Raw genomic sequence first — 24,036 nt, forward strand, 5'->3', positions numbered from 1 at the left:
TCCGTGGGGGCGGCGGTGTTCAGCCAACCGCCGATGTGGGCCATGATGGACCCATGGGGCAGTCCGCTGAGGAGCTGCATCGTCGCGCGGTGGAACTGAGTATTCGGGGCAAGAACGGCGAAGCAGAGCGCGTTCTTGTGCGTGCCTGGGCGTCGGCGGGCGACGTCGATCTGCGCGCGCGCATTCTGGGCACACGCGCCGTCGTGCTGCAGCGCACCGGACACGCCGCCGACGCCGAGCGGGAGCTGTCCATGGCGATGGCGCTGGAAGGACTGCAGGCGAGCACTCGGGCAGTGCTGATGGGCCAGCTGGGTGCGCTCGCGCTGGGCGTCGGCCGGCTGCACGATGCCGAGCAGGCCCTGGCCGCCGCGATCGCGGGACTCGGTGGCGATCCGGTCGCTGCAGCCCGGGTGCGGATGAACCGCAGCATCGTCCGGCTGCAGCTGCGTGATGCCGCCGGTGCAGCAGAGGACCTCTCGGTCGCGGCCGAGATCTTCGGACAGGCGGGCTTGTCGGTCGACGAGGGGCAGGCGCAGCACAATCGTGCCTACGTCGCTCTTCTGCAGGGTGATCTGGTGACGGCGCTGCGCGGCATGGAGCAGGCCCGTCCCCAGGCCGCAGCGTCGGCGGCCGCCGGCGGGATCTGCGATGCCGACCGGGCCGAGGTGCTGCGCGATGCGGGGCTGACCCGCGACGCCGAGCAGCTGCTGGCCAGCGCCGCGACCGTGTTCGGAGCGCATCGGATGCCGATCTCGCGCGCCGAGGCCGAATATCACCTGGCCGTCTCGCAGCTGCGACACGATCCGGTGCGCGCCGAGCGCACGGCGACCGCGGCGATGCGGCGGTTCCGCGCGCTCGGCAACGACACATGGGCCAACCGGGCCGAGGCGATTCGGCTGCGGGCCGGGCTGCGCGGTGGCAGCGTGCAGCGCGGGGGTGGGCGTGTCCCCGACCCGCGCCGGGTTCCGACCGACGCACATGTCGAGGCCACCGCTGCGGCGCTCGACCAGGATGGATCGACCGGAGAGGCCGCCGCCCTGCGGCTGACCCACGCGATCTGGCGCGCACGGCACGGAGCTGCACCGACGGGCCCGATCCGTGCGCCGCGCGAGGCCGCGATCGAGGTGCAGCTGCTGGCGCACGAGGCGCGGGCGGCGCGAGCGCAGGCTCAGTCGCGCCCTGCGGACGCGCGCCGGTACGCGGCGGCCGGATTGGACGAGCTCGCACAATGGCAGGCGTCGTTCGGCAGTCTCGACCTGCAGACCTCGGTGGCGATGCACGGCAACGGGCTGATCCTGGCCGGACTCGACAGTGCCGTGCGCTCGAAACGGCCCGACGTGCTGTTCGAGTGGTCCGAACGCGCGCGACTGCTCAGCCAGCAGGTCGTGCCGCTGCGCCCGCCCCCCGATGAGCACCTCGCCGCCGACCTCGCCGAGCTGCGCATGCTGCGCGCCGATGACCCCGACTGGCTCGCCCAGCCGCGGGCGGCCGAGCTGCGCGAGCGTGCACGATCCCGCCAATGGACGCAGACCGGTGCCGCCCAGGCACAGCCGCGGTGCACGCTCGATGAGCTCACCGCCGCTCTCGACTCTCGCACGGCGCTGGTGTCGTTCGTGTTCTCGGGCGATGCCCTGACCGCCCTGGTGGTCACCGACAGCGCGCAGACGATCGTCCCGCTTCCGGGCGCCGCCGCCGGCAGAGCGCAGCTGGCGGGGCTGCGGGCAGACCTCGACATGGCGGCATCCGTGTCGTCCGGTCCGATGGCCACGGTCGTGCGGCGGACGCTGGATGCGCGGCTGCAGGCGATCGCGGACGTGCTGCTGGGCCCTGTGCTCACCCTGATCGGCGATCGCCGTGTCGTGCTCACCGCGCCGGGCGTGCTCGCCGGCATTCCCTGGGCGATGCTGCCCGACATGAGCGGGCGCACCTTCACCCTGGCGACCTCGGCGAGCCGCTGGCTGAGCGGCCGCCGCGCCCGTCCCGCCGCAGCGCACACTGCGGCGTTCGTGGCAGGGCCCCGCGTCGCTCGCGGCGACGAAGAGGTGCGGGCCGCGGCATCCCGGTGGCCGCAGGCCTCGGTCGTCACCGGTGAAGAGGCGACGACACATGCGGCCACGGCGCTTGCCGCCCACGCGGACGTGCTGCATATCGCCGCCCATGGACGTCACGCAGCGGACAACCCGTTGTTCTCGGGCCTCGAACTGGCCGACGGTGCGCTGTTCGGCTACGACGTGGACCTGGTCGAGCGCGTGCCCGAGACGGTCGTCCTGTCGGCGTGCGAAGGCGGGCGCTCATCGGTGCGGTGGGGAGAAGAGGCCATCGGGATGGCCCGGGTCTGGCTGCACGCCGGTGCGCGCTGTGTCGTGGCCACACCCGTGATGGTCGCCGACGACGACGCCTGCGAACTGCTCGCCGCCATGCACGAGGGGCTGGTCGCCGGTCACGAGCCCGCCGAAGCACTGGCCGAGGCATCCCGGTCCACGGGGCTCGTGACCTCGTTCCAGGTGCACGGCATGGGCTTCTGAGCGTGGCGCTAAAGAATTTCTGCACCGATGTATCAGGCCACGGGGTGCCTGCTCTTGCACAGCGGGAAGGCATTGTGCCGAGACCGTGCATGCGGGATGCGCGATCGCTATCGGGGATTGGCGCGGTGCCCGTCGACGAACATCTGGGGGTGTGTCGATGACCCCGCGGGGAAGGGCGTTGGTCGACAGGCCGACGCCCTTCTCTGCTGTCTGGGTACCGGAGGGTGCCGTGCACCGATAGAGTCCGGTCAGCGTGATCGAGCGAGGAGGCCGCCGTGGACACAGGTGATGAGCAGAAGGATGCCGCGGCCCGGGGTTCCGCGGACGGTCCCGGCGGGAGCGGCTCGGGCGGGGGCGGCTCGGGCGGAGGCGGCACGGATGCCGTCCGTGCGCGCGGCGGCACCACCTGGCAGCAGCGCGAGACCTCGATCAAACCGCTCGGGGTCGTGCTGCAGCCGCCCGCTGATCGCGGGCCCGACGAGATCTTCCCCACCGTCTATGTGCCGGATCGGCTGCTCGTGTCCGCCCGCCGCGATGTCGGCGAGGTCGTGGATGCGCTGAATCGCACGTTCACGCAGGCGGGCTGGCGCTTCGAGGCCCAGCCGGTCGTGGTCATCGAGCGACGTGCGCGCCGGGGTGCGGCATCCGCTGATTCGTCGCGCGCAGACGCGGGCGACTCGGTGCGCCCCGCCGTGACCCGTGTGCAGGTGCGTGCCGAGGGCGCAGCGGCCGGGTCGGTGCCCGATGCGTGGGCGGTGCTGGATGCTGCCCGCTCGGCGGGCGTCGACCTCGAAGGCGTCGGACTCGACCACCTGCTGACGGTCGGGCCGGTGGGGATGAACCCCTTCACCTCGACGAACCCGTTCGGGTCGACCAATCCGTTCACCTCGACCAATCCGTTCACGTCGACCAATCCGTTCACCTCGACGAACCCGTTCGGGTCGACCAATCCGGCCGCGGCGGGCCTCGGGGGGTACGCACTGCCCGGTTTCGGCGGCCGCCAGGTCGTCAGCTGGGTCGGCGCGGGCCCGCATCGGTCGCGCCGCCGGCTCGAGAAGCGCCCGGTGGTGATGGTGCTCGACACCGGGTGCGCGCCGCACGCGTGGTTCGAGCCCGACGTCGTGCAGACCCGGGTCGAACTGGACGGCGTGCCCATCGGGCTGGACGACCCCGCGCACGACCCTGACCTGAGTCCCGATCTCGTCGGCCCGCTGGACGGGCAGATCGACCCGGTGTCAGGACACGGGACGTTCGTTTCGGGCGTCGTGCTGCAGGCGTGCCCGGACGCCACGATCCTCGCCCCGCGCATCGCCGACAGTCTGGGGCGCGTGGTCGAATCCGATCTGTCTGACGCGCTCGAACAGATCGCCGAACTCGTGCAGCGGTACGCGCAGGGGCTCAAGGGCGGCCGGCGCATCGACGTGCTGAACCTGTCGCTCGGCTACTATCACGAGACGCCCGACGACGTGCTCTACAGCGCCGCGCTGCGTGACGTGATCCTCCAGATCACGGCCGCCGGATGCGCTGTCGTGTGCAGCGCGGGCAACGACGCGACCTCCCGGCCGATGTTCCCGGCGGCGTTCCCCGGTGAACCGGGCGACGCGCCCCTGCTCGCCGTCGGGGCGAAGAACCCCGGCGGGCACAGCGTCGCCCTGTTCAGCAACACGGCGCCGTGGGTCGATCTGTACGCGTGCGGTGTGTCGGTGCTCTCGACGTTCCCGGCGTTCGACGGGGGAGCGCAGGCCGTGACCCGCCGAGACGCCTTCGGGCAGCGCCGCGAATCGCTCGACCCCGACGACTTCTCGGCCGGCTTCGCCGTGTGGAGCGGCACGTCGTTCGCCGCACCGCTGGTGTCGGGCACGATCGCACGGATGCTCGATGAAGCAGGCGGCCTTGATGAGCAGCCGGATGCCGCGGCCCGTGCCGCGCGGGCGGAGAAGGTCGTCGACGGACTGCTCGCGTCGGGGGTCTGAATAACAGGTCCCTGAGGGGGCCGCGTGCGGAACCGGCGCTCGACCGTGTCTCGAGGCGGAGAACCCGGGCCTGAGCCCATGCGCCGGCGCGGCGAGGACCCTCAGCGCGACGAATTCGCGGTGCGGCCGCGCACGATCCCCACGAACGTGTCGACCAGCGCGTTCGCGCGGTCGGCGTCCCATGCGAGGGCGACGGTCGAGATCGGACCGCCTCGCAGCGGGCGGTAGGCGACGTCTTTGCGGTGGTGCAGCCGTGCGAGCGACATCGGAACGACGATGATTCCGGTGCCGGCTGCGACCGTGGCCACGGCATCCTCGGTCGTCTCGGGAGGCGCGAAGACCGGCGCGATGGTTTCGGATGCCGTGAACCCGAGAACGTCGTCTGCGGGCCGGATGAGCACCTCGCCGGCCAGATCGACGGGGTCGAGTTCGTCGGCCGCGGTCAGATCCGAGTCGATCGACATGACGACGACGGCGACCTCGTCGTAGAGCGTGATGATGTGCAGACCGCTCTTGTCGATCGGCAGGCGCACGAGGGCGGCATCGACCGTGTCGAGCCCCGCGCGCTGGCCGGCGACGGGGATCGGCACGAGCTCAAGCGGGCTGCGCGGCATCCGCTCGTTCCACACGCGGATCCATTTGCCCGGCGTCGCACCCTCGACCGCTCCGAGCCGGAACGGCCCGGGTACGACGGTGGATGCTGCAGCTTCACCGGTCTCGTCGCCGCGGGAGCGCTTCGCCGTGGAGGTGGATGCGGGCTTCTTGCCGGCCGGCTTTCCGCCGGACGTGCCGGCGGCCACGGTGCGGGGGGAGGCGGATCTGCGCGGTCGTCCGCCCTGTCGCTTGTTCGCCATCCCCCCACGATAGGTCCCTGCGCGCCCCGCCCGCCCTCACGGTGCGGCGGGCCGGCGCCTGCCTCAGAGCCGCGCCCAGGCCTTGGTCAGCGCGCCGCGCAGGATCTGCTCGATCTCATCGAACTCGTTCTGCCCGATCGTCAGCGGCGGGGCCAGCTGGATGACCGGGTCGCCGCGGTCGTCGGCGCGACAGTACAGGCCCGCGTCGAACAGCGCCTTGGAGAGGAACCCGCGCAGCAGCCGCTCGGACTCCTCGTCGTCGAAGGTCTCTTTCGTCGTCTTGTCTTTGACGAGCTCGATGCCGAAGAAGTATCCGTCGCCGCGCACGTCCCCGACGATCGGCAGGTCGGTGAGCTTCTCGAGCGTTGAGCGGAACGCCGGGGAGTTTTGCCGCACGTGCTGCAGCAGTCCCTCTTCTTCGTAGATGTCGAGGTTCTCCAGGGCCACAGCGGTCGAGACCGGGTGCCCGCCGAACGTGTAGCCGTGCGGGAAGGAGGCGTCGCCGTGCGCGAAGGGTTCGTAGATCCTGTCGCTGACGATCGTGCCGCCCAGCGGCGCATAGCCGCTGGTGACGGCCTTGGCGAACGTGATCATGTCGGGCTTGTAGCCGTACGCGTCGCACGCGAAGTACTCGCCGATGCGGCCGAACGCGCAGATCACCTCGTCGGAGACCAGCAGCACGTCGTACTTGTCGCAGATCTCGCGCACGCGCTGGAAGTACCCGGCCGGCGGCGGGAAGCATCCACCGGAGTTCTGCACCGGCTCCAGGAACACCGCGGCAACGGTGTCGGGACCTTCGAACTGGATCATCTCCTCGATGCGGTTGGCCGCCCACTGCCCGAACTGCTCAGGGGTGCCGCCCGGAAAGCCCATCTCGCCGGCGCGGTAGTAGTTCGTGTTCGGCACGCGGAAGCCGCCCGGGGTCACCGGCTCGAACATCGACTTCATGCCCGGCAGGCCGGTGATCGCCAGCGCCCCCTGCGTGGTGCCGTGGTAGGCGATGAAGCGCGAGATGACCTTGTGCTTGGTCGGCTTGCCCTGCAGCTTCCAGTAGTACTTCGCGAGCTTGAACGCGGTCTCCACCGCCTCGCCGCCGCCGGTGGAGAAGAACACGTGGTTCAGGTCGCCGGGCGCATAGCCTGCCAGGCGGTCGGCGAGCTCGATAGCCGACGGGTGGGCGTACGACCAGAGCGGAAAGAACGCCAGCTGCTCGGATTGGCGGGCAGCTCGCATCGCCAGCCGGCGCCTGCCGTGACCGGCGTTGACGACGAACAGACCGCTGAGCCCGTCGACGTACTGCTTGCCGTGCGAGTCCCAGATGTGGTGCCCCTCGCCGCGGACGATGATGGGCACGCCGGGCCCATCGGTCATGACGGACTGGCGGGAGAAGTGCATCCACAGGTGGTCGCGGGCCATCTGCTGCAGTTCCGCTTCGGTGCGGCTGGATGTCGTGGGTGTGAGAGTCATCGCGTCCCCCAGTTGTAGAGCTGTTTGTGGAGTCTCAGATAGACGAACGTCTCGGTGGAGACGACGCCGTCGAGCCCGCGGATGCGGGAGTTGAGGATGTCGATCAGCTCGTCGTCGCTTTCGCAGACGACTTCGACGAGCAGGTCGAACGAGCCGGCGGTCATCACGACGTACGTGACGCTGTCGAGCGCAGAGAGGGCATCGGCGACGCGGCTGGTGTCGCCGGCGACCGTGACGCCGATCATGGCCTGACGCGCGAACCCGAGCTGCAGGGGATCGGTGACGGCGACGATCTGCATCGCCCCGCTGTCGGTCAGGCGCTGCACGCGCTGGCGCACGGCGGCTTCGCTGAGTCCGACGGCCCGCCCGATGTCGGCGTACGAGCGTCGGCCGTCCTCTTGCAGCTGCTCGATGATCGCCTTCGAGGTGTCATCGAGCGTTGCGGCCGGTGGCCGCGGTGTGCCGGGCATCGGATGCCTCCTTTGCGGGTGATCCTACGATATCAGTCGTTGGATGCCGCATACAAGAGTGATTCCGAAGCTACAATGTGTTTCAACCTATGTAAACCGCATCAGAGCGAGGGTGACCAGTGGTGGTGGACTCCGACGGCGCACGAGCCGTCCGCAACGGCGACGTGTCGTTCTGGTGGCACCAGCTCGGCCGGCCCGCAGCGCGGCCGCCGCTGCCCGGCGACATCGACATCGATGTGTGCATCGTGGGCGCGGGGTTCACCGGGCTGTGGACGGCGTACTACCTGCGCATGCTCGACCCGTCGGTGCGCGTCGCGGTCGTCGAGGCGCGGTTCGCGGGGTTCGGCGCCTCGGGCCGCAACGGCGGCTGGCTCACCAACTCGGTCACCGGCGGGCGCGAGCGATACGGCCCGGAGGGCGGCGTGCGCCAGCAGCTGGCGCTGAACGCCGCGGTCGACGAAGTGATCAGGGTGGTGGATGCCGAGGGCATCGATTGCGATGTCGCCAAGGGCGGCGAGCTGAACGTGGCCTATACGCCGGCTCAGCTCGCGCGGATGCGCGCGTTCGCGGCGGATGAGGCATCCTGGACCGGCGCTGATGTGATCGAACTCTCGCCCGCCGAGACCGCCGCGCGGGTGGGAGTGGACCGGCCGCTCGGGGCGGTGTGGCATCCGCACTGCGCGCGGGTGCACCCCGCGAAGCTCGTGCAGGGGCTTGCCGCGGCGGCCGAGCGGGCGGGTGCGATGATCTACGAAGACACCCCGGCGGTCGCGCTCTCGCCCGGGCGAGTCGAGACCGCGCGCGGCACGGTGCGGGCGGCGCATGTGCTGCGGGCCACCGAAGGGTTCACGGCGAACCTGCGTGGCGAGCACCGCACGTGGCTGCCGATGAACTCGTCGCTGATCGTGACCGAGCCGTTGCCTGCCGCCGCCTGGTCGGCGATCGGCTGGGAGCATGCCGACACGCTCGGCGATCTGGCCCACGTGTACACGTACGCGCAGCGCACGGCCGACGGGCGCATCGCATTCGGCGGGCGCGGCGTGCCGTACCGGTACGGGTCGCGCGTCGACACCGACGGGCGAACCCGGGCGCGCACGATCGCCGGACTGACACGACTGCTGCACACAGTGTTCCCGGCGACGGGGCAGGTGCCGATCGCGCACGCGTGGTCGGGCGTGCTGGGTGTTCCGCGCGACTGGGCCGCCGGCGTCGGCTTCGACCGGAAGACCGGGATGGGCTGGGCCGGCGGCTACGTCGGAACCGGCGTGACCGCGACGAACCTCGCCGGCCGGACGCTGGCCGACCTCGTGCTCGGTCGCGCGACCGACCTCGTGACCCTGCCCTGGGTCGGGCACCGCGCGCGCCGATGGGAGGTCGAACCGCTGCGGTGGCTCGCCGTGAACGCGATCTATGCCGCCTACGGCCTGGCCGACAGGCAGGAGGCGCGCGGCCGGGCGACGACGTCGCCTATCGCGAAACTCGCCGACCTCATCTCTGGTCACTGAGCTCCGCAGGCCCCGGGCGCCCTTCGTCTCGGGGCTTCGCCCCTCGCGCAGGGCTCAGTCGTCACCTCTGACGGCGGCGCTTCCGGCCGGTAAGAGGTGACGACTCAACAGCGGCATCCCCTGTTCAGTCGTCACCTGTGGCGATGACGCGGCAGCGAGAGCGGTAAGAAGTGACGACCGAACCCGCATTCCGGATCATCCAGGGCCGAGCGCGCTACTCGAGGCTCGACATGACGTGCTTGAGGCGCGTGTAGTCCTCGAAGCCGTAGATCGAGAGGTCCTTGCCGTACCCCGACCGCTTGAACCCGCCGTGCGGCATGTCCGATACGAACGGGATGTGGGCGTTGATCCACACGCAGCCGAAATCGAGTGCGCGGCTCATCCGCATCGCGGTGGCGTGGTCGGTCGTCCACGTCGAGGCCGCCAGCGCGTAGGGCACGCCGTTGGCGAGGGCGACGGCATCCTCTTCGGTGTCGAAGGGCTGCACGGTCAGCACCGGGCCGAACACCTCGGACTGCACGATCTCGTCGTCCTGCCGCACGCCGGTGACCACCGTCGGCTTGAGGTAGTACCCGGTCTCACCCTGACGGCGCCCGCCGATCTCGACGCGCGCATGGGCGGGCAGGCGGTCGATGAAACCGGTGATGCGCTCCAGCTGGCCGGCGTTGTTGACGGGGCCGAAGAACGCTCCAGAGTCGGGCGATCCGGTCTGCACGTTCTCGCGCACGTAGGAGACGAGTTCGCGCACGAACGCATCGTGCACCGAGGCCTGCACGATCACACGGGTCGCGGCGGTGCAGTCCTGGCCGGCGTTGACGTACGCGGCCTGTGCGATGCCCGCGGCCGCGCGCGCGAGGTCGGCGTCGGCGAACACGACCGCGGGGGCTTTGCCGCCGAGCTCGAGGTGCACGCGCTTGAGCTGGGTGGCGGCAGAGGATGCCACCGCCATGCCCGCACGCACAGACCCGGTGATCGCGACCATCGCCGGCGTCGGGTGCTCGGTCAGCAGGGCGCCGGTGGCGCGGTCGCCGAGCACGACGTTGAACACCCCCGCCGGCAGGATCTCAGCCGCCAGCTGCGCGAGGCGCACGGTCGTGGAGGGTGTCGTCTCGCTCGGTTTGAGCACGATGGTGTTGCCGGCGGCCAGGGCCGGCGCGATCTTCCAGATCGCCATGTTCAGCGGATAGTTCCACGGCGTCACCTGCGCCACCACGCCGACCGGCTCGCGCCGCACATACGACGTGAACCCTTCGGCGTACTCGGCGGCGGCGCGGCCGTTCAGCTCGCGGGCGGCTCCTGCGAAGAACCGCAGCTGATCGACGGACTGGTCGATCTCATCGGCGACCAGGCTCGCGCGCGGCTTGCCGGTGTCGCGCGATTCGAGGTCGGCGAACTCGTCGGCATGCGAGGCCAGCGCGTCGGCCAGTCGGAACAGGGCCAGCTGTCGCTGCGCCGGCGTCGTGTCGCGCCACGCCGGGAAGGCATGGGATGCCGCCGCGAAAGCAGCATCCACCTCTGCTGCCGTCGAGATCGGCGCCTGGCCGTACACCTGCTCGGTCGCCGGGTCGACGAGGTCGAGCAAGGCGCCGGCGGAGGCCACGGCGACCCCGTCGATGATGTTGTGCAGGATGTCGGCCATCACGACACGTGATCGTCGGCGACGTGCAGGGCTGCGTCGATGATGTCCAGCCCCCGCACCAGGTCGGCTTCGTCGATGACCAGGGGCGGGGCGATGTGCAGACCGTTGAAGTGCGAGAACGGCCACAGGCCTGCCTTCTTGCACGCCGTGACGACGGCGTTCATGGGCTCGGCAGCTTTGCCCGACGCGTTGAAGGGCACGAGTGGCTCGCGCGTCTCGCGGTTCGTGACGAGCTCGAGCACCCAGAACAGACCGCGCCCGCGCACGTCGCCGACCGACGGGTGGCGACGTGCCATCTCGTGCAGGCGCGGCTCGACCACGCGCGAGCCGAGGTCGCGCACGCGCTCGAGGATGCCGTCGCGGCGGAACACCTCGAAGGTCGCCACGCCCGCCGCGCAGGCCAGCGGGTGGCCCGAATAGGTCAGGCCGCCCGGGAAGGGCACGGTGTCGAAGTGCGCGGCGATGCGATCCGAGATGACGACGCCGCCCAGCGGCACGTAGCCCGAGTTGACGCCCTTGGCGAAGGTGATCAGGTCGGGCACCACATCGAATCCCTGGAACGCGAACCACTCGCCGGTGCGGCCGAAGCCGACCATGACCTCGTCGGCGATGTAGACGATGCCGTACTTGTCGCACAGTGCGCGCACGCCTGCGAGGTACCCGGGCGGGGGCACGAGCACGCCGTTCGTGCCCACGATCGTCTCGATGATGACCGCGGCGATCGTCGAGGCGCCCTCGAGCACGATCGTCTGCTCGAGGTGCTCGAGCGCACGCTCGGACTCCTGCTCGGGTGAGGACGAGTGGAACGGCGAGCGGTACGCGTACGGCCCGAAGAAGTGCGCGACCGACCCGTCGCTGGGCTCGTTCGCCCACCGGCGCGGGTCGCCGGTCAGGGCGATCGCCGTGGACGTGTTGCCGTGGTAGCTGCGGTACATCGCCAGCACCTTGCGCCGCCCGGTGACGGCGCGGGCCATGCGCACGGCGTTCTCGTTGGCGTCGGCGCCGCCGTTGGTGAAGAACACCTTCGCGAACCCGTCGGGGGCGACTTCGCTGATGTGGCGGGCGAGCTCCCCGCGCACGTCGTTGGCCAGTGCGGGCTGGATCGTGGCCAGGCGTCCGGCCTGGTGCTGGATGGCGGCGACGAGGTCGGGATGCTGATGCCCGAGGTTCAGGTTCACCAACTGACTCGAGAAGTCCAGGTACGTGTTGCCGGCGTAGTCCCAGAATCTGACGCCGGCGCCGCCGGCGATGGGCAGCGGGTCGATGAGGGCCTGCGCGCTCCAGGAGTGGAAGACGTGGCCCCGGTCGTCGGCGCGCACGCGGGCGTCGGCGTCGAGGTCGACGGTGGGCGAGGTGAGGGTGTCGGTCATGATCGTGTCCTAGCTCCCGATCGTCGAGCGAGGCCCGAAGGCCCGGGGCGGAACGTCGCGGTGGTGACGTCGTCTCGCCTCGCCCGCTCAGCGGTCGAGCAGTGTCAGTTGTTCTGGGGGAAGCCGAGGTTGATGCCTCGGTGGTGGGTGTTGTCGGCGGCGGGGTCGCTCCACCGGGTGGTGATGGCCTTCTCGCGGGTGAAGAAGTCGAATCCGTGGGTGCCGTAGGCCTTCGCATCGCCGAACAGCGAGTTCTTCCAGCCGCCGAACGAGTGATACGCGACAGGGACGGGGATGGGCACGTTGATGCCGATCATGCCGACCTGGATCTCGGACTGGAACCGGCGGGCGGCGCCCCCGTCGTTGGTGAAGATCGCGGTGCCGTTGCCGAACCGGCCGGAGTTGATCAGCTCCACACCCTCGTCGAAGGTCGCGATGCGCACGATCGAGAGGACCGGGCCGAAGATCTCCTCGGTGTAGGCCTGTGAGGTGGTGGGGATGTTGTCGATCAGGGTCGGACCGAACCAGAACCCGTCTTCGTGCCCGTCGACGGTGAACCCGCGGCCGTCCACCACGATGTCCGCGCCGTCGGCCTCGGCGATGTCGACGTAGGAGGCGACCTTGTCACGGTGCACCGCCGAGATCAGCGGTCCCATGTCGGGCTCTGTGCCATCCGCGGCGCCGGCGCCGTTGCCGATGCGCAGCGCGGCGATGCGCTCCTGGATCTTGCGCGAGAGCTCATCGGCCACCGGCTCGACCGCGAGCACGACCGAGACGGCCATGCAGCGCTCACCGGCCGCTCCGTACCCGGCGTTGATGGCCTGATCGGCCACCAGATCCAGGTCAGCGTCGGGCAGCACCAGCATGTGGTTCTTCGCTCCGCCCAGAGCCTGCACCCGCTTGCCGGCCTTGGACGCCTCCTGGTAGATGTACTGGGCGATCGGCGTCGAGCCGACGAACGAGATCGATTGCACGGCATCCGCGTGCAGCAGCCCGTCCACTGCCTGCTTGTCGCCTTGCAGCACCGTGAACACACCGTCGGGCAGGCCCGCCTCGGTCCACAGTGCCGCCATCCACAGCGCCGCCGACGGGTCCTTCTCGCTCGGCTTGAGGATCACGCTGTTGCCGGCGGCGATCGCGACCGGGAAGAACCACAGCGGCACCATCGCCGGGAAGTTGAACGGCGAGATGATCGCGGTGACCCCGAGCGGCTGGCGCAGCGTGTACACGTCGATGCCGGTGGAGGCGTTCTCGGTGTAACCGCCCTTGGTCAGTGCGGGAAACCCGCACGACAGGTCCACGACCTCCAGGCCCCGGGCCACTTCACCGGCCGCGTCGGAGAGCACCTTGCCGTGCTCGGCCGTGATCACCGCCGCGAGCTCTCCGCGACGGGCGTTCAACAGCTCACGGAACGCGAACAGCACCGCCTGGCGCTTGGCGACCGAGAACCGCGACCACACCTCGAACCCGGCCTGGGCCGAGGCCACCGCCGCAGCGATCTCCGCATCATCGGCCAGAGCGACCCGTGCGCTGACCGCGCCCGTGGCCGGATTGAACACCGGTGCCGTTCGGCCGCTCGCCGACGCCCGCGGCGCGCCATCGATCCAATGTCCGATCACCGTCGCCTCGGTCGCCGTGTCAGCGGGCTCGGTCTGCGTGAGGGTCATGTGCGTCCTTCCGGGGCGGGTGCGCCGTCGGCGGGACGAGGATGCCTCGAACCCCGGTCAGCCGGTCAAGACAGATCGACCGACTGCGCGACGCGCGGGTGTCGTCCCAGTGTCGCAACTGGCGCCGCCCGGGGTCAGCCCCGTTCCGTCGTGAACTCCGCAGTCGTTCGGACGCTCTGTTCGACCGGCCTCAGGCCGCCAGGCGCAGCCCCCGCTTGTCGGTGGCGATGCGCTCGCCGTCGCCGATCGTCTCGTCGTCGCCGATCAGCGAACCGACGGCCACATATGCGTGCTCTCCGACGTATGTGCGCACGCCGATCTTGGCCCTCGCGCCGATGGAGGCGCGGGGTCCGATGTGCGCGTGTGCGGCGATGTCGGCTTCGGGGCCGATGACGACGTCCTTCTCGATCCATGCACCACGACCGACGTGTGCGCCGGCCGCGATCTGGGCTCCGGGTTCGACATAAGCGCCCGCCTCCACGACGGCGCTCGCGTGCACCTTCGCTCCATGCGCGATAAGGCCGCGACCGTTTGCATGCTTGCGGTAGCGCAGCGTGTCGCCCTGGTCGTTCTCGATGTCGATGTAGTTCTTACCCACGACGTCCTCCCGCGGCATCCTCAGAGTGCCGCTTATAGGAATAACTCTGTAAGAAATCATCTCATTCCCGACCGCTCCAGCGAAACCGTCTCTTCGTAGGCGTATTTTCCGCCTCTGAGCACCGAGGCCACGGCAGCGATCAGGCACATCACGATGGCGAAGGCGAACGCCACGGTGAGCCCGTCGGCGAACGGCCCCGCGATCAGCGAGGGGAAGAACGCGCGACCGGTCAGGTACGAAGCGGAGGATGCCGGCAGCTGCGCGAGCACGGCCGGCCCGAGCAGCGCCTGCACCGGGTTGTAGCCCAGAAGCGAGGCGAACAGCACGCTCACCGGGGGAAGTGCTGCGACCTTGGCTGCGGCGGCCGCCGGCACACCGTGCGCCACGAGCCCCGTGGTCAGCGCGTGGGGCAGCGATGCGGCCAGTCCCGCGATCATGAGCGAGAAGAAGATCCCGATCGACAGCACCATCGCCGCATTCTGGAACACCGTGCTCATGCCCGCCCCGACGCCGCGTTCGCCCGGCGGCAGGCTGTTCATGATGCCGGCCCGGTTGGGAGCGGCGAACACGCCCATGCCGATCCCGTTCAGCAGCAGCGCCGCCGCGAACGGCAGATAGGTGAAGTCGACCGGCAGTTCGAGCAGCCAGAAGAAGCTGGCGGCGGCCAGCAGCATGCCGCCGGTGGCGAACGCCCGTGCGCCGAAGCGGTCGCTGAGCCAGCCCGAGACCGGGCCCGCGATGAGGAACCCGACCGTCAGCGGCAGCATGTAGATGCCCGCCCACAGCGGCGTCGAGGCGAAGTCGTATCCGTGCTGGGGCAGCCAGATGCCCTGCAGCCAGATGATCAGCACGAACATGAGCCCACCGCGACCGAGCGACGACATGAGCGACGCGAGGTTGCCGGCGGTGAAGGCCCGGATGCGGAACAGCGCCAGGTGGAACATCGGTTCGGGTACGCGCAGCTCGATCACGCAGAACACGATGAGCACGAGGGTGCCACCGCCCAGCGCCGCAAGCACCGCCGGGTTGGTCCACCCCATGGTCGAATCGCCGTAGGGCTGGATGCCGTAGGTGATGCCGACGAGCACCGCGACCAGACCCACGGCGAAGGTCACATTGCCCCACCAGTCCATGCGGGCCGGGCGTCGCACGCCCGTGTCGTGCAGGCTCACGTACGCCCAGATCGTGCCGAGGATGCCCACCGGCACCGACACGAGGAACACCAGCCGCCAGTCGAGCGGACCGAGCAGGCCGCCGATGATCAGCCCGAGGAAGGAGCCGGCGATGCCGGCCACCTGGTTCAGGCCGAGGGCGAGACCACGCTGATCGACGGGGAACGCGTCGGTGATGATCGCGTTCGAGTTGGCGAACAGCATCGCCCCGCCCACTCCCTGCAGAATGCGCATCACGATCATCCACAGCGCGCCGCCAGTTCCCGACATCCACGTCACCGACAGCAGGATCGAGAAGATCGTGAAGATCGCGAATCCGGCGTTGTACATGCGCACGCGACCGAACATGTCGCCCAGGCGCCCGAAGCTGACCACGAGCACGGCCGTGACGACCATGTAGCCCATGATGAGCCAGAGCATGAGGCTCGTGTTGCCGGGTTCGAGCGGGTTGACGTCGATGCCGCGGAAGATGTCGGGCAGTGCGATCAGCAGGATCGATGCGTTGATCGACGCCATCAGCACGCCGAGGGTCGTGTTCGACAGCACGATCCAGCGGTAGCGCGGGCTCGCCGTCAGCTGCGCAGCACGCTGCGCTCGGCGCGCACGCCGTGCACCGCGCATGTCGAGCTGGGCGCGGCGCGGGGTGGTCGGTGGTGTGCGCTGGCGCTGCGTTCTCACGATGCCGCCGGGTGCGGCATCGTGACGTGAGCTGCGGCCGTCGGGTGCGCCGCGGCCGTGCCGTCGCCGTGCACCCACGCCTGCAGCCCGGCGCTGAGCAGGCGGGCGATCGCGCGGAGGCTCGTCGCTTCGTGCAGGCGGGCGTGCTTGCCGCCGCTCTCGGAGGGGGGCGATTCGAGCGGCCGGGCTGTGATCGTGGCCGTCCATGCGGCGGCGGCCGCCCGCACCGCGTCCTCGTCGACGGGTGCGGGCAGACTTGCGGCCAGGGCGTGCTCGACGGCGTCGTGCAGCGCATATCGATAGCGGGTGAGAGCCGTACTCACCTCGGGCCGGAGGTGGGACTCGTGCCAGATGATCTCGCGCAGCACGTTGGATGCCGCGTGGTTGCTCAGGATGCGATCACCGAGGTTGACGAGCGTCTGGGCGGGGTCTCCGCGCACCGTCAGCGCTGTCGGGTCCAGCGAATCGGTGCCGAGCCGCTCTTCGAGGAGCGCGGCGAGGATGTCGGGCTTGGACGGGAAGTAGTAGAACAGCAGGCCCTTGGGCACACCCGCGGTGCGGGCGATGCGTGCCGTAGAGGTTCCGTCGAAGCCGTGCTGGGCGAACAGCGCCTCCGCGGCATCCAGGATCTTCGCGCGGGAGCGGACGGGGTCGTCGATCTTCTCGGGCATCACTCATCCTCTGGCCGTGCGAATCGATGCGAAGATGCGGGGCGGCGGTGAACCGTCGCCCCGATCTGTTGTGTGCTGCGGGTCATGCGTGGGCGGTGCGTGGGCCGCCGTGCGATGCGTGATGCATCTTCTCGGCGGGCGCGAGCGCCCACAGCCCTGCGATCACGCCGACGCCCCCGCAGATCCACGCGGTCCATGCCGGACCTGCGTCGCCCGAGAAGACGCCGACCCACGGGGAGATGAACAGCAGCGCACCGATCACGGCGATGATCCATTCCATCGACACGAGACCGGGGGCTGCCAGGCTCCACAACCCGGCGGCGATCATCAGAATGCCCAGCACGATCATCACGGAGATCGACGCACCCGTGCGCGGGGTCGTCCAGATGCTCGCCAGGGCCGCATACAGGCCGGCGGCTACCGCCACCCAGTCCTGCCAGCGTGTCCACCTCTTCATAGAACTCATCCTCCTGTTGTCAGATGGCTCCCGAATCAGGGGGTCGAGGCTCATGATACGCCCTTGACTGACCAGTCGGTCAAGAATATTTCCCGTGCGCCGGACGGATCGACCGGATCTGCGTATGCTGGAGAATCCCCGTGCGTGCGGGGATGGAGAGGACGCCGCCGATGACCGCCGACCGCAAGGGATCCGCGATGAGCGGCCCCGTCGAGACGGATCGTCCGGCACCCGCAGACGCGCTGCCCACCATCCGCGATGTGCTGCAGCTGGATGTCGTCGTCGACGGCGTGCCCGAGGTGCTCGCCGGGGCGGATCGGCTCGACAGCGCCGTGCGGTGGGTGCACGTCTCCGACAGCGCAGGCGTGGCCCGGCTGCTCAACGGCGGTGAGCTGCTGCTGTCGACCGGCTCGGGCTGGCCCGCCGACCCCGCGGCGCTGCGCGCCTTCATCGCCGATCTGGTCGGCGTGGGCATCGCCGGACTCGTGCTGGAGCTCGGAACCCACTACCGTTGGACGCCCGCTGTCATCGTGCAGGCGGCGGCCGAACTCGGTCTGGTGCTGGTGGCGCTGCACCGCGAGGTGAAATATGTCGCCGTCACCGAAGTCGTGCACCGACTGATCATCGACCGGCAGACCGCGGCGCTGCGGGCACGAGACGACGTGCGCGACCGATTCACCGAGCTCGCGCTGCGCGGCTCGCCCGCCGATTTCGTGGTGCAGCAGCTGGCGCTGACGCTGGGCGCTCCGATCGTGCTGGAGAACCTCGCGCACGAAGTGGTCGCCGCCGACGTGCCGCCCGCGCGCGAGACCGAGGTGCTCGCCGACTGGGAGCGCCGGTCGCGCGCCGCACGCCGGCCCGACGCCGACGAGGACTGGCTGGTGGTGCCGGTCGAGGCGCGCGGCATGCGGTGGGGCTACCTCGTCGCCCTCCCGGGACCGGAGCACCCCGCCGGGCGCGTGGGCGTCCTGCAGCAGGGCGCGATCGCCCTGGCGCTGGGGCGTCTGGCCGACGGACCGGTCGACGAATGGGAGCGTCAGGCGCGGCGGCGCCTGGTCGACCGGCTGCTGTCGGGCCGTTATGCCAGCACGGCGGGGGCCGCCGCACGCCTGTCGGCCGCGGGGCTGCCGGTGCAGGGACGGCAATTGGTCGGAATGGTCGTCGCGCGTGCGACGGTGAGCCCGGAGCGGATGGATGCCGCCGCCCGCGCCCGCGGCGCTCGCGTGCTGGTCGGCGATGCGGCCGGGGCGGGGATCGCCGCGGCGGGCAGGGCGGCGGGCACTGCTGTCACCGTGCTCGTCTCGCTGCCGTCCGGCGCCGCGTTCGACGATGCCGAGGTGCGTGCGTTCGTGTCGGCATCGCTCCTGGACGGTGAGCCCGCGGCGGTGATCTCGGTGGGGACGGCGGCGTCGGGACTGGATGCGGCGCTGACCTCGCTGCAAGAGGCGATCGACCTCTCGCGTGCCCCGTCGGATCGACGGCACGGCGACCGCACGGCCCATCAGGTGCGGCGGGCCGATGCCCGTCCGCTCGTGCGGCTGGTCACGAACCTGCGCGATGATCATCGACTGCTCGAGCACGGCGAGCGCATGCTGGCCCCGCTCGTCGAACACGACCTGAACCGCGGGGGAGACCTGCTCGAGGTGCTGGCGGCCGTGCTCACCCACCCGGCGAACCGCACGGCCGCCGCCGCGGCATCCCACCTCTCGCGCTCGGTGTTCTATCAGCGCATCACTCTGATCGAGCGGCTGCTGGGCCTGAACCTGGATGACGGCGAGACGCAGACGGCGCTGCACCTGGCCCTGCTCGTGCGTCGCGCGAACCCCTCGCGCTAGCGGTCAGAGGTGTGCGGTGACCGTGCCGGGGGCTGCGCCCACGAGCGTCTCGCAGGCCTGCGCGAGGCGAGCCGTGAAGGGTGCGGGGTCGGTGCCGCGCGTGAGCGCATGGGCTGAGATGCCGTCGATCATGGCCAGGATCTGCCAGGCAACGGCATCCGGATCGTCCGTCGTGAACAGTCCCGCGGTCCTGCCCGCGCGCACGACGCCGGCGAGGAATGCCCGCCAGGCGTCCATCTGCTCGTCGATCGCCGCCGACAGCGGGGCGTTGCCGCGGCCCAGCGACCAGGCGTCCACCCACACGAGCGTGACGTCTTCGTGGTCGTGGCCCAGCACCGTGGCGAACAGGGTCGCCAGCTGCACCGCGGGGTCGGAGGATGCCTCGACCCGCGCGCGCACGTCGCTCAGCTCGGCACCCGTGAGGTCGGTGAAGACCGTGGCCACCAGGCCGTCCATGCTCGTCGCATAATGGGCGACCAGGCCCGGCGCCACCCCTGCTCGCTGGGCGACGGCGCGCAGTGTCAGGGCGGACAGCCCCCCGTCACGGGCGAGCGCGGCGGCCGCGGCGGTGATCTGCGCCGAGCGCTGCGACGGCGTGAGGCGAGTGCGGGTGTGGGCAGGTGCTGTTGACATCTTCTGTCCAGTGTAGGAACATTCATCGTATTGATCGCGTGATCAATACCTTACAGGGACCGCCGAAGGAGTCGACATGGCGTGGAGGATGCCTCACGAGGGCGTGGCGCACGAGCGCACCTGGATGGCGTTCCCGCGCGAGGGGATCACCCTCGGCGAGGGCGATGCCTGGCGCGAGACCGGCTACCGCGCGTGGGCCGACACGGCCCTGGCGGTCGCCCGGTTCGAACCGGTGTCGATGGTCGTCGACCCGACCGAGATGACGCGGGCTCGCAACCTGCTGGGCTCGGCTGTCGAGATCGTCGAGGCCCCGCTCGACGAGTTCTGGATGCGCGATTTCGGCCCCACGTTCGTGCTCGACGACGAGCGGCCGGGCGTCCTGGGTGCGGTGGACTGGGTCTTCAACGGCTGGGGCGATCCCGCCTGGGCACAGTGGCAGGTGTCGGCCGGCATCGCGCGCGTCATCGCCGAGCTGGTCGGCGCTGAGCGGATTCCCTCGCTGCTCGTGAACGAGGGCGGCGGCATCCACGTCGACGGCGAGGGCACCGTGCTGCTGACCGAGACCGTGCAGCTGGACCCGCATCGCAACCCGTACGCCGACAAGACGCGGGTCGAGGCCGAGATGGCGCGCACTCTCGGCGCCGCGCGGGCGATCTGGCTGCCGCGAGGTCTGACCCGCGACTACGACGACTTCGGCACGCGCGGCCACGTCGACATCGTCGCCGCATTCGCCGGACCGGGGCGCGTGCTGCTGCACGAGCAGCGCGACCGGCAGCATCCCGACTTCGCCGTCACCGACGACCTGAAGCGGCAGCTGTCGCACGAGCGGGATGCCGCGGGCCGCACGCTCGAGATCATCGATCTGCCCGCACCCGCCACGCTGCGCGACGACGAGGGATTCGTCGACTGGAGCTACGTGAACCACCTCGTCGTGGGCGGCGGCGTGATCGCCTGCGGCTTCGGCGAGCCCGAGGCCGACGCGCGGGCGCGGGATATCCTCTCGGAGGCATACGGCCGGCCCGCCGTGACCGTGGACGCGCGGCCCATCTTCGCGCGCGGCGGCGGCATCCACTGCATCACGCAGCAGCAGCCGGCCGTGGGTTCTGGGAAGGCGGCCTGACATGTTCGACGTGGTCGAGGCATCCATCGCCGACCTGCGCGGTGCGTTGGAGGCAGGCGACACCACGAGCGTCGAACTCGTGCAGGCCTATCTCGCCCGCATCGACGCGTACGACGCCCCGGGCACTGCCACGGCGCTGAACGCCGTCGTGGTGCGCAACCCCGAAGCGCTGGCCGAGGCCGCCGCCTCGGACGCCCGGCGGGCACGGGGCGAGGTGTGCGGACCGCTCGACGGCATCCCGTACACGGCGAAAGACAGCTACCTCGTGAAGGGGCTCACCGCCGCCGCCGGATCGCCCGCGTTCGCGAACCTGGTCGCTCAGCGCGACGCGTTCACCATCGAGCGGCTGCGCGCGGCCGGCGCGGTCTGCCTGGGGCTGACGAACATGCCGCCGATGGCCAACGGCGGAATGCAGCGCGGGGTCTACGGTCGCGCCGAGAGCCCCTACAACGCGCGGTTTCTGACCTCGGCGTTCGGGTCGGGGTCATCGAACGGATCGGGCACCGCGACCGCGGCGTCGTTCGCCGCGTTCGGGCTCGGTGAAGAGACGTGGTCCAGCGGCCGGGCCCCGGCATCCTGCAACGCACTGTGCGCCTACACTCCCAGCCGCGGACTGATCTCGGTGCGCGGCAACTGGCCGCTGGTTCCGACCATGGACGTCGTGGTGCCGCACACGCGCACGATGGCCGACCTGCTCGAGGTGCTCGATGTGATCGTCGCCGACGACCCCGACACCCGCGGCGACTTCTGGCGCGCGCAGCCGTGGGTGGAGATTCCGGATGCCTCGACCGTGCGCCCCGCGTCTTACCCGGCCGTTCGCGGCGACCTGCGCGGCAGGCGCTTCGGCGTGCCGCGCATGTACATCAACGCCGATCCCGATGCGGGCACCGGCACGACGATCGGCGGCGCGACGGGGGAGCGGATCCGCACCCGCGACGCGGTCATCGCGCTCTGGCAGGCCGCGCACGCCGACCTCGAGGCGGCGGGTGCCGAGGTGATCGAGGTCGACTTCCCGGCCGTGACGAACTATGAGGGCGACAGGGCGGGCGCTCCCACGATCACGACCCGGGGGTTCGTGTCGCCGCAGTTCCTGCACAGCGAGATCGTCGACCTGTCGGCATGGGCGTGGGAGGACTTCCTGGCCGCCAACGGCGACCCGGCCCTGTCGGGTCTGGCCGCCGTCGACGGCGCGCAGATCTTCCCCCACCCGGCGGGAGCCCTTCCCGACCGCTACACGGGGTTCGACGACGACATCGCGGGCTACCCCGCGCAGGTGCGTGCGCATCCGTACGCGTCGTTCACCGACATCCCGCATCTGGACGAGGTGTCGGGGCTGGAGCGGACCCGGCGCGTCGACCTGGAGGAGTGGATGGATGCTCTGCACCTGGACGCAGTCGTCTTCCCGGCGATGGCCGACATCGGCGCGGCCGACATGGATGTGAACCAGGCGGCAGCCGACGACGGCTGGCGCAACGGCGTGTGGGTCGCGAACGGCAACCTCGTTCCGCGGCACCTGGGGATCCCGACCGTCACGGTGCCGATGGGCACGATGGCCGACATCGGCATGCCGGTGGGCCTGACATTCGCCGGCCGGGCGTACGACGACACGGCGCTGCTCGGGTTCGCAGCGGCGTTCGAAGCGACGGGCGACAGGCGCACGTCACCACCCCGCACACCGCGGCTCTGACCGCACACCGCGGCCCTGACCGCACACCCGCGGTCGCGGCATCCCATCTCGTCCCACACAGCTGCGAGACGTCCCTTTCGGAGAACGAGGAGGTCTCTCCATGACCGCAACGACCACGGCCGCACCGGCGGCCCTGCATCGGTCGCTCAAACAGCGCCACGTGGTGTTCATCGGCTTGGCGTACATGTCGCCGTTCGCGGTGTTCGACACGTTCGGCATCGTGTCGGAGGCGACGAAGGGCCACGTGCCGATGTCGTACATCATCGTCACCATCGCCGTCCTGTTCACGGCGTTCAGCTACGCGAAGATGGTGCGCGTGTATCCGTCGGCCGGCTCGGCGTACACGTACACACGGCGCACGATCGCCGCTCCGGTCGGGTTCCTCGTCGGGTGGGCGGCGCTGCTGGACTACCTGTTCCTGCCGATGATCAACGCACTCCTGGCCAAGATCTATCTGTCGGCGGAGTTCCCCGACGTGCCCGGCTGGGTGTGGATCGTGGGGCTGATCGTCGTGATCACGGCGCTGAACATCGTCGGGGTGCGCATCAGCGCGGTCGCGAACATGATCATGGTCGTGTTCCAGGCGCTGCTGGCGATCGTCTTCGTGCTGCTGACGATGCGGGCGATCATGTCCGACAACGCGCTGGCGTTCTCGCTCGCGCCCTTCTATTCGATGAACGAAGACGTCGCGAGCCTGGTGGGCGGGGCGTCGGTGCTGGCACTGGCGTTCCTCGGGTTCGACGCCGTGACGACGCTGTCGGAAGAGGCGATCGAACCGCGCAAGACCGTGCCGCGCGCGATCATGTGGGTCGCCGCCCTCGGCGCGGCGTTCTTCATCAGCGTGACCTACGTGATGCAGACGCTGGTGCCGGACTTGGATGCGCTGAAGGCCATCACGCCCGACATCGAGGGAGCCTCGCCGTACATCGCGCTGTTCATCGGCGGCATCGTGTTCCAGACGATCTTCCTGGTGGGGGCGACGGTGTCGGTGGTCTCCTCGGGGCTGGCGTCGCAGTTGAGCGCGTCGCGCCTGCTGTACGCGATGGGGCGCGACGGGATCCTCGCACGCAAGCTGTTCGGGTACGTGCATCCGAAGCTCGGGACGCCGGTGATCAACATCCTGGTGGTCGGGGCGATCGCGCTGACGGCACTGCGGCTGGATCTGAATGCGGCGACCTCGCTGATCAACTTCGGAGCGTTCACCGCATTCGCGTTCGTGAACCTGTCTGTCGTGGCGTACTGGCTGCGGCATCGGCGTCACGAGGTGCTGCACGGCAGCGTGCTGGCGTGGACCGTGGTGCCGGGGATCGGGTTCGTGATCAACGTGTGGCTGTGGATCAGCCTCGACCAGCTGGCGATGACCGTCGGGCTCATCTGGGCCGGCTTGGGAGCGGTGTACCTGATCTGGCTCACGCGCGGGTTCCGGCGGCCGACTCCCGATGTCGCGTTCGAAGAGGCGGACGAGCCGATGCTCGTACGCGAGCCGCGGGCGTGACCGCGCGCGGAGCCCGCCGCCGGGCGCGCGATGTGACCTCGGGCGGAGCCCGCCGCCGAGCGCGCAGCATCCGTACGGTTCCGAAATCGGCATTGAACTTCGTGCTCACGCGGCTCGGCGTGCCGTTTCGGTGAGGTGACACAAGTGGCCGGAATACGTCAACGTATTCCGGCCACTTCTGTCATCTCAGGGATGAGGGGCGGGGTTCGACGGGGCGGGG

18 protein-coding genes are annotated in these 24,036 nt (G+C 70.2%); 7 read left to right on the forward strand and 11 right to left on the reverse strand.

Features of this window, described 5'->3' with window-relative positions:
• Positions 1 to 53 precede the first annotated feature (53 nt).
• Together QU603_RS01915 and QU603_RS01920 are read left to right on the forward strand one after the other, a co-directional pair.
• Positions 54 to 2,525: a CHAT domain-containing protein gene (locus QU603_RS01915; RefSeq protein WP_308492819.1), complete on the forward strand. Its 2,472-nt coding sequence runs from the start codon at positions 54 to 56 to the stop codon at positions 2,523 to 2,525.
• A 275-nt stretch (positions 2,526 to 2,800) separates the two neighbouring features.
• The gene (locus QU603_RS01920) at positions 2,801 to 4,498 is read left to right on the forward strand and encodes a S8/S53 family peptidase (RefSeq protein ID WP_308492820.1); all 1,698 of its coding nucleotides are present in this window, start codon (positions 2,801 to 2,803) and stop codon (positions 4,496 to 4,498) included.
• A 101-nt stretch (positions 4,499 to 4,599) separates the two neighbouring features.
• Here QU603_RS01920 and QU603_RS01925 read toward each other — a convergent pair whose 3' ends face one another.
• The 3 genes from QU603_RS01925 to QU603_RS01935 form a co-directional block, all read right to left on the reverse strand.
• The gene (locus tag QU603_RS01925) at positions 4,600 to 5,352 is read right to left on the reverse strand and encodes a LysR family substrate-binding domain-containing protein (protein ID WP_308492821.1); all 753 of its coding nucleotides are present in this window, start codon (positions 5,350 to 5,352) and stop codon (positions 4,600 to 4,602) included.
• A gap of 63 nt (positions 5,353 to 5,415) precedes the next feature.
• Complete coding sequence (locus QU603_RS01930; RefSeq protein ID WP_308492822.1) at positions 5,416 to 6,819, reverse strand: aspartate aminotransferase family protein; 1,404 nt, start codon at positions 6,817 to 6,819, stop codon at positions 5,416 to 5,418.
• Entirely contained in the window at positions 6,816 to 7,289 is a 474-nt protein-coding gene (locus tag QU603_RS01935) for an Lrp/AsnC family transcriptional regulator (RefSeq protein WP_308492823.1), read from the reverse strand. Before QU603_RS01935 ends, QU603_RS01930 begins: the two co-directional genes overlap by 4 nt.
• Positions 7,290 to 7,411: 122 nt before the next feature.
• Here QU603_RS01935 and QU603_RS01940 point away from each other — a divergent pair, with 122 nt between their 5' ends.
• Complete coding sequence (locus tag QU603_RS01940) at positions 7,412 to 8,794, forward strand: NAD(P)/FAD-dependent oxidoreductase (RefSeq protein ID WP_308492824.1); 1,383 nt, start codon at positions 7,412 to 7,414, stop codon at positions 8,792 to 8,794.
• A gap of 214 nt (positions 8,795 to 9,008) precedes the next feature.
• Here QU603_RS01940 and QU603_RS01945 read toward each other — a convergent pair whose 3' ends face one another.
• The 7 genes from QU603_RS01945 to QU603_RS01975 all read right to left on the reverse strand — a co-directional run bounded on the left by QU603_RS01945 (position 9,009) and on the right by QU603_RS01975 (position 17,046).
• Positions 9,009 to 10,433 (reverse strand): aminobutyraldehyde dehydrogenase, encoded by a 1,425-nt coding sequence (locus QU603_RS01945; RefSeq protein ID WP_308493912.1) that lies wholly within the window; start codon positions 10,431 to 10,433, stop codon positions 9,009 to 9,011.
• Positions 10,433 to 11,803 (reverse strand): aspartate aminotransferase family protein, encoded by a 1,371-nt coding sequence (locus tag QU603_RS01950; protein ID WP_308492825.1) that lies wholly within the window; start codon positions 11,801 to 11,803, stop codon positions 10,433 to 10,435. Before QU603_RS01950 ends, QU603_RS01945 begins: the two co-directional genes overlap by 1 nt.
• 104 nt (positions 11,804 to 11,907) lie before the next feature.
• Complete coding sequence (locus tag QU603_RS01955) at positions 11,908 to 13,470, reverse strand: CoA-acylating methylmalonate-semialdehyde dehydrogenase (RefSeq protein ID WP_308492826.1); 1,563 nt, start codon at positions 13,468 to 13,470, stop codon at positions 11,908 to 11,910.
• A gap of 190 nt (positions 13,471 to 13,660) precedes the next feature.
• Positions 13,661 to 14,068: a transferase gene (locus QU603_RS01960; RefSeq protein WP_308492827.1), complete on the reverse strand. Its 408-nt coding sequence runs from the start codon at positions 14,066 to 14,068 to the stop codon at positions 13,661 to 13,663.
• Between the two features lie 56 nt (positions 14,069 to 14,124).
• A complete protein-coding gene (locus QU603_RS01965; protein ID WP_308492828.1) occupies positions 14,125 to 15,918 on the reverse strand; it encodes an MFS transporter in 1,794 nt (597 codons plus the stop codon).
• Complete coding sequence (locus QU603_RS01970) at positions 15,915 to 16,589, reverse strand: TetR/AcrR family transcriptional regulator (RefSeq protein ID WP_308492829.1); 675 nt, start codon at positions 16,587 to 16,589, stop codon at positions 15,915 to 15,917. Before QU603_RS01970 ends, QU603_RS01965 begins: the two co-directional genes overlap by 4 nt.
• A gap of 82 nt (positions 16,590 to 16,671) precedes the next feature.
• Complete coding sequence (locus QU603_RS01975; protein WP_308492830.1) at positions 16,672 to 17,046, reverse strand: SPW repeat protein; 375 nt, start codon at positions 17,044 to 17,046, stop codon at positions 16,672 to 16,674.
• A gap of 197 nt (positions 17,047 to 17,243) precedes the next feature.
• Between QU603_RS01975 and QU603_RS01980 the strand changes: the two genes are divergently transcribed.
• Positions 17,244 to 18,881, forward strand: a complete 1,638-nt coding sequence (locus QU603_RS01980; protein WP_308492831.1) for a PucR family transcriptional regulator — start codon at positions 17,244 to 17,246, stop codon at positions 18,879 to 18,881.
• A gap of 3 nt (positions 18,882 to 18,884) precedes the next feature.
• Here the strand turns inward: QU603_RS01980 and QU603_RS01985 are convergent, their stop codons facing one another.
• The gene (locus QU603_RS01985; protein WP_308492832.1) at positions 18,885 to 19,514 is read right to left on the reverse strand and encodes a TetR/AcrR family transcriptional regulator; all 630 of its coding nucleotides are present in this window, start codon (positions 19,512 to 19,514) and stop codon (positions 18,885 to 18,887) included.
• Positions 19,515 to 19,590: 76 nt separating this feature from the next.
• On the opposite strand from QU603_RS01985, the gene QU603_RS01990 reads away from it, so the two are divergent.
• From QU603_RS01990 to QU603_RS02000, 3 genes are all read left to right on the forward strand, one after another.
• On the forward strand, positions 19,591 to 20,634 hold the full coding sequence (locus QU603_RS01990; protein ID WP_308492833.1) for an agmatine deiminase family protein: 1,044 nt from the start codon (positions 19,591 to 19,593) through the stop codon (positions 20,632 to 20,634).
• A 1-nt stretch (position 20,635) separates the two neighbouring features.
• Positions 20,636 to 22,321, forward strand: coding sequence for an amidase (locus tag QU603_RS01995; RefSeq protein ID WP_308492834.1), 1,686 nt, complete (start codon positions 20,636 to 20,638; stop codon positions 22,319 to 22,321).
• A gap of 100 nt (positions 22,322 to 22,421) precedes the next feature.
• Positions 22,422 to 23,816, forward strand: coding sequence for an APC family permease (locus QU603_RS02000; RefSeq protein WP_308492835.1), 1,395 nt, complete (start codon positions 22,422 to 22,424; stop codon positions 23,814 to 23,816).
• Positions 23,817 to 24,036: the final 220 nt, after the last annotated feature.

The organism is Microbacterium terrisoli (assembly GCF_030866805.1).
In the GTDB taxonomy this organism is placed as follows: Bacteria; Actinomycetota; Actinomycetes; order Actinomycetales; family Microbacteriaceae; genus Microbacterium; species Microbacterium terrisoli.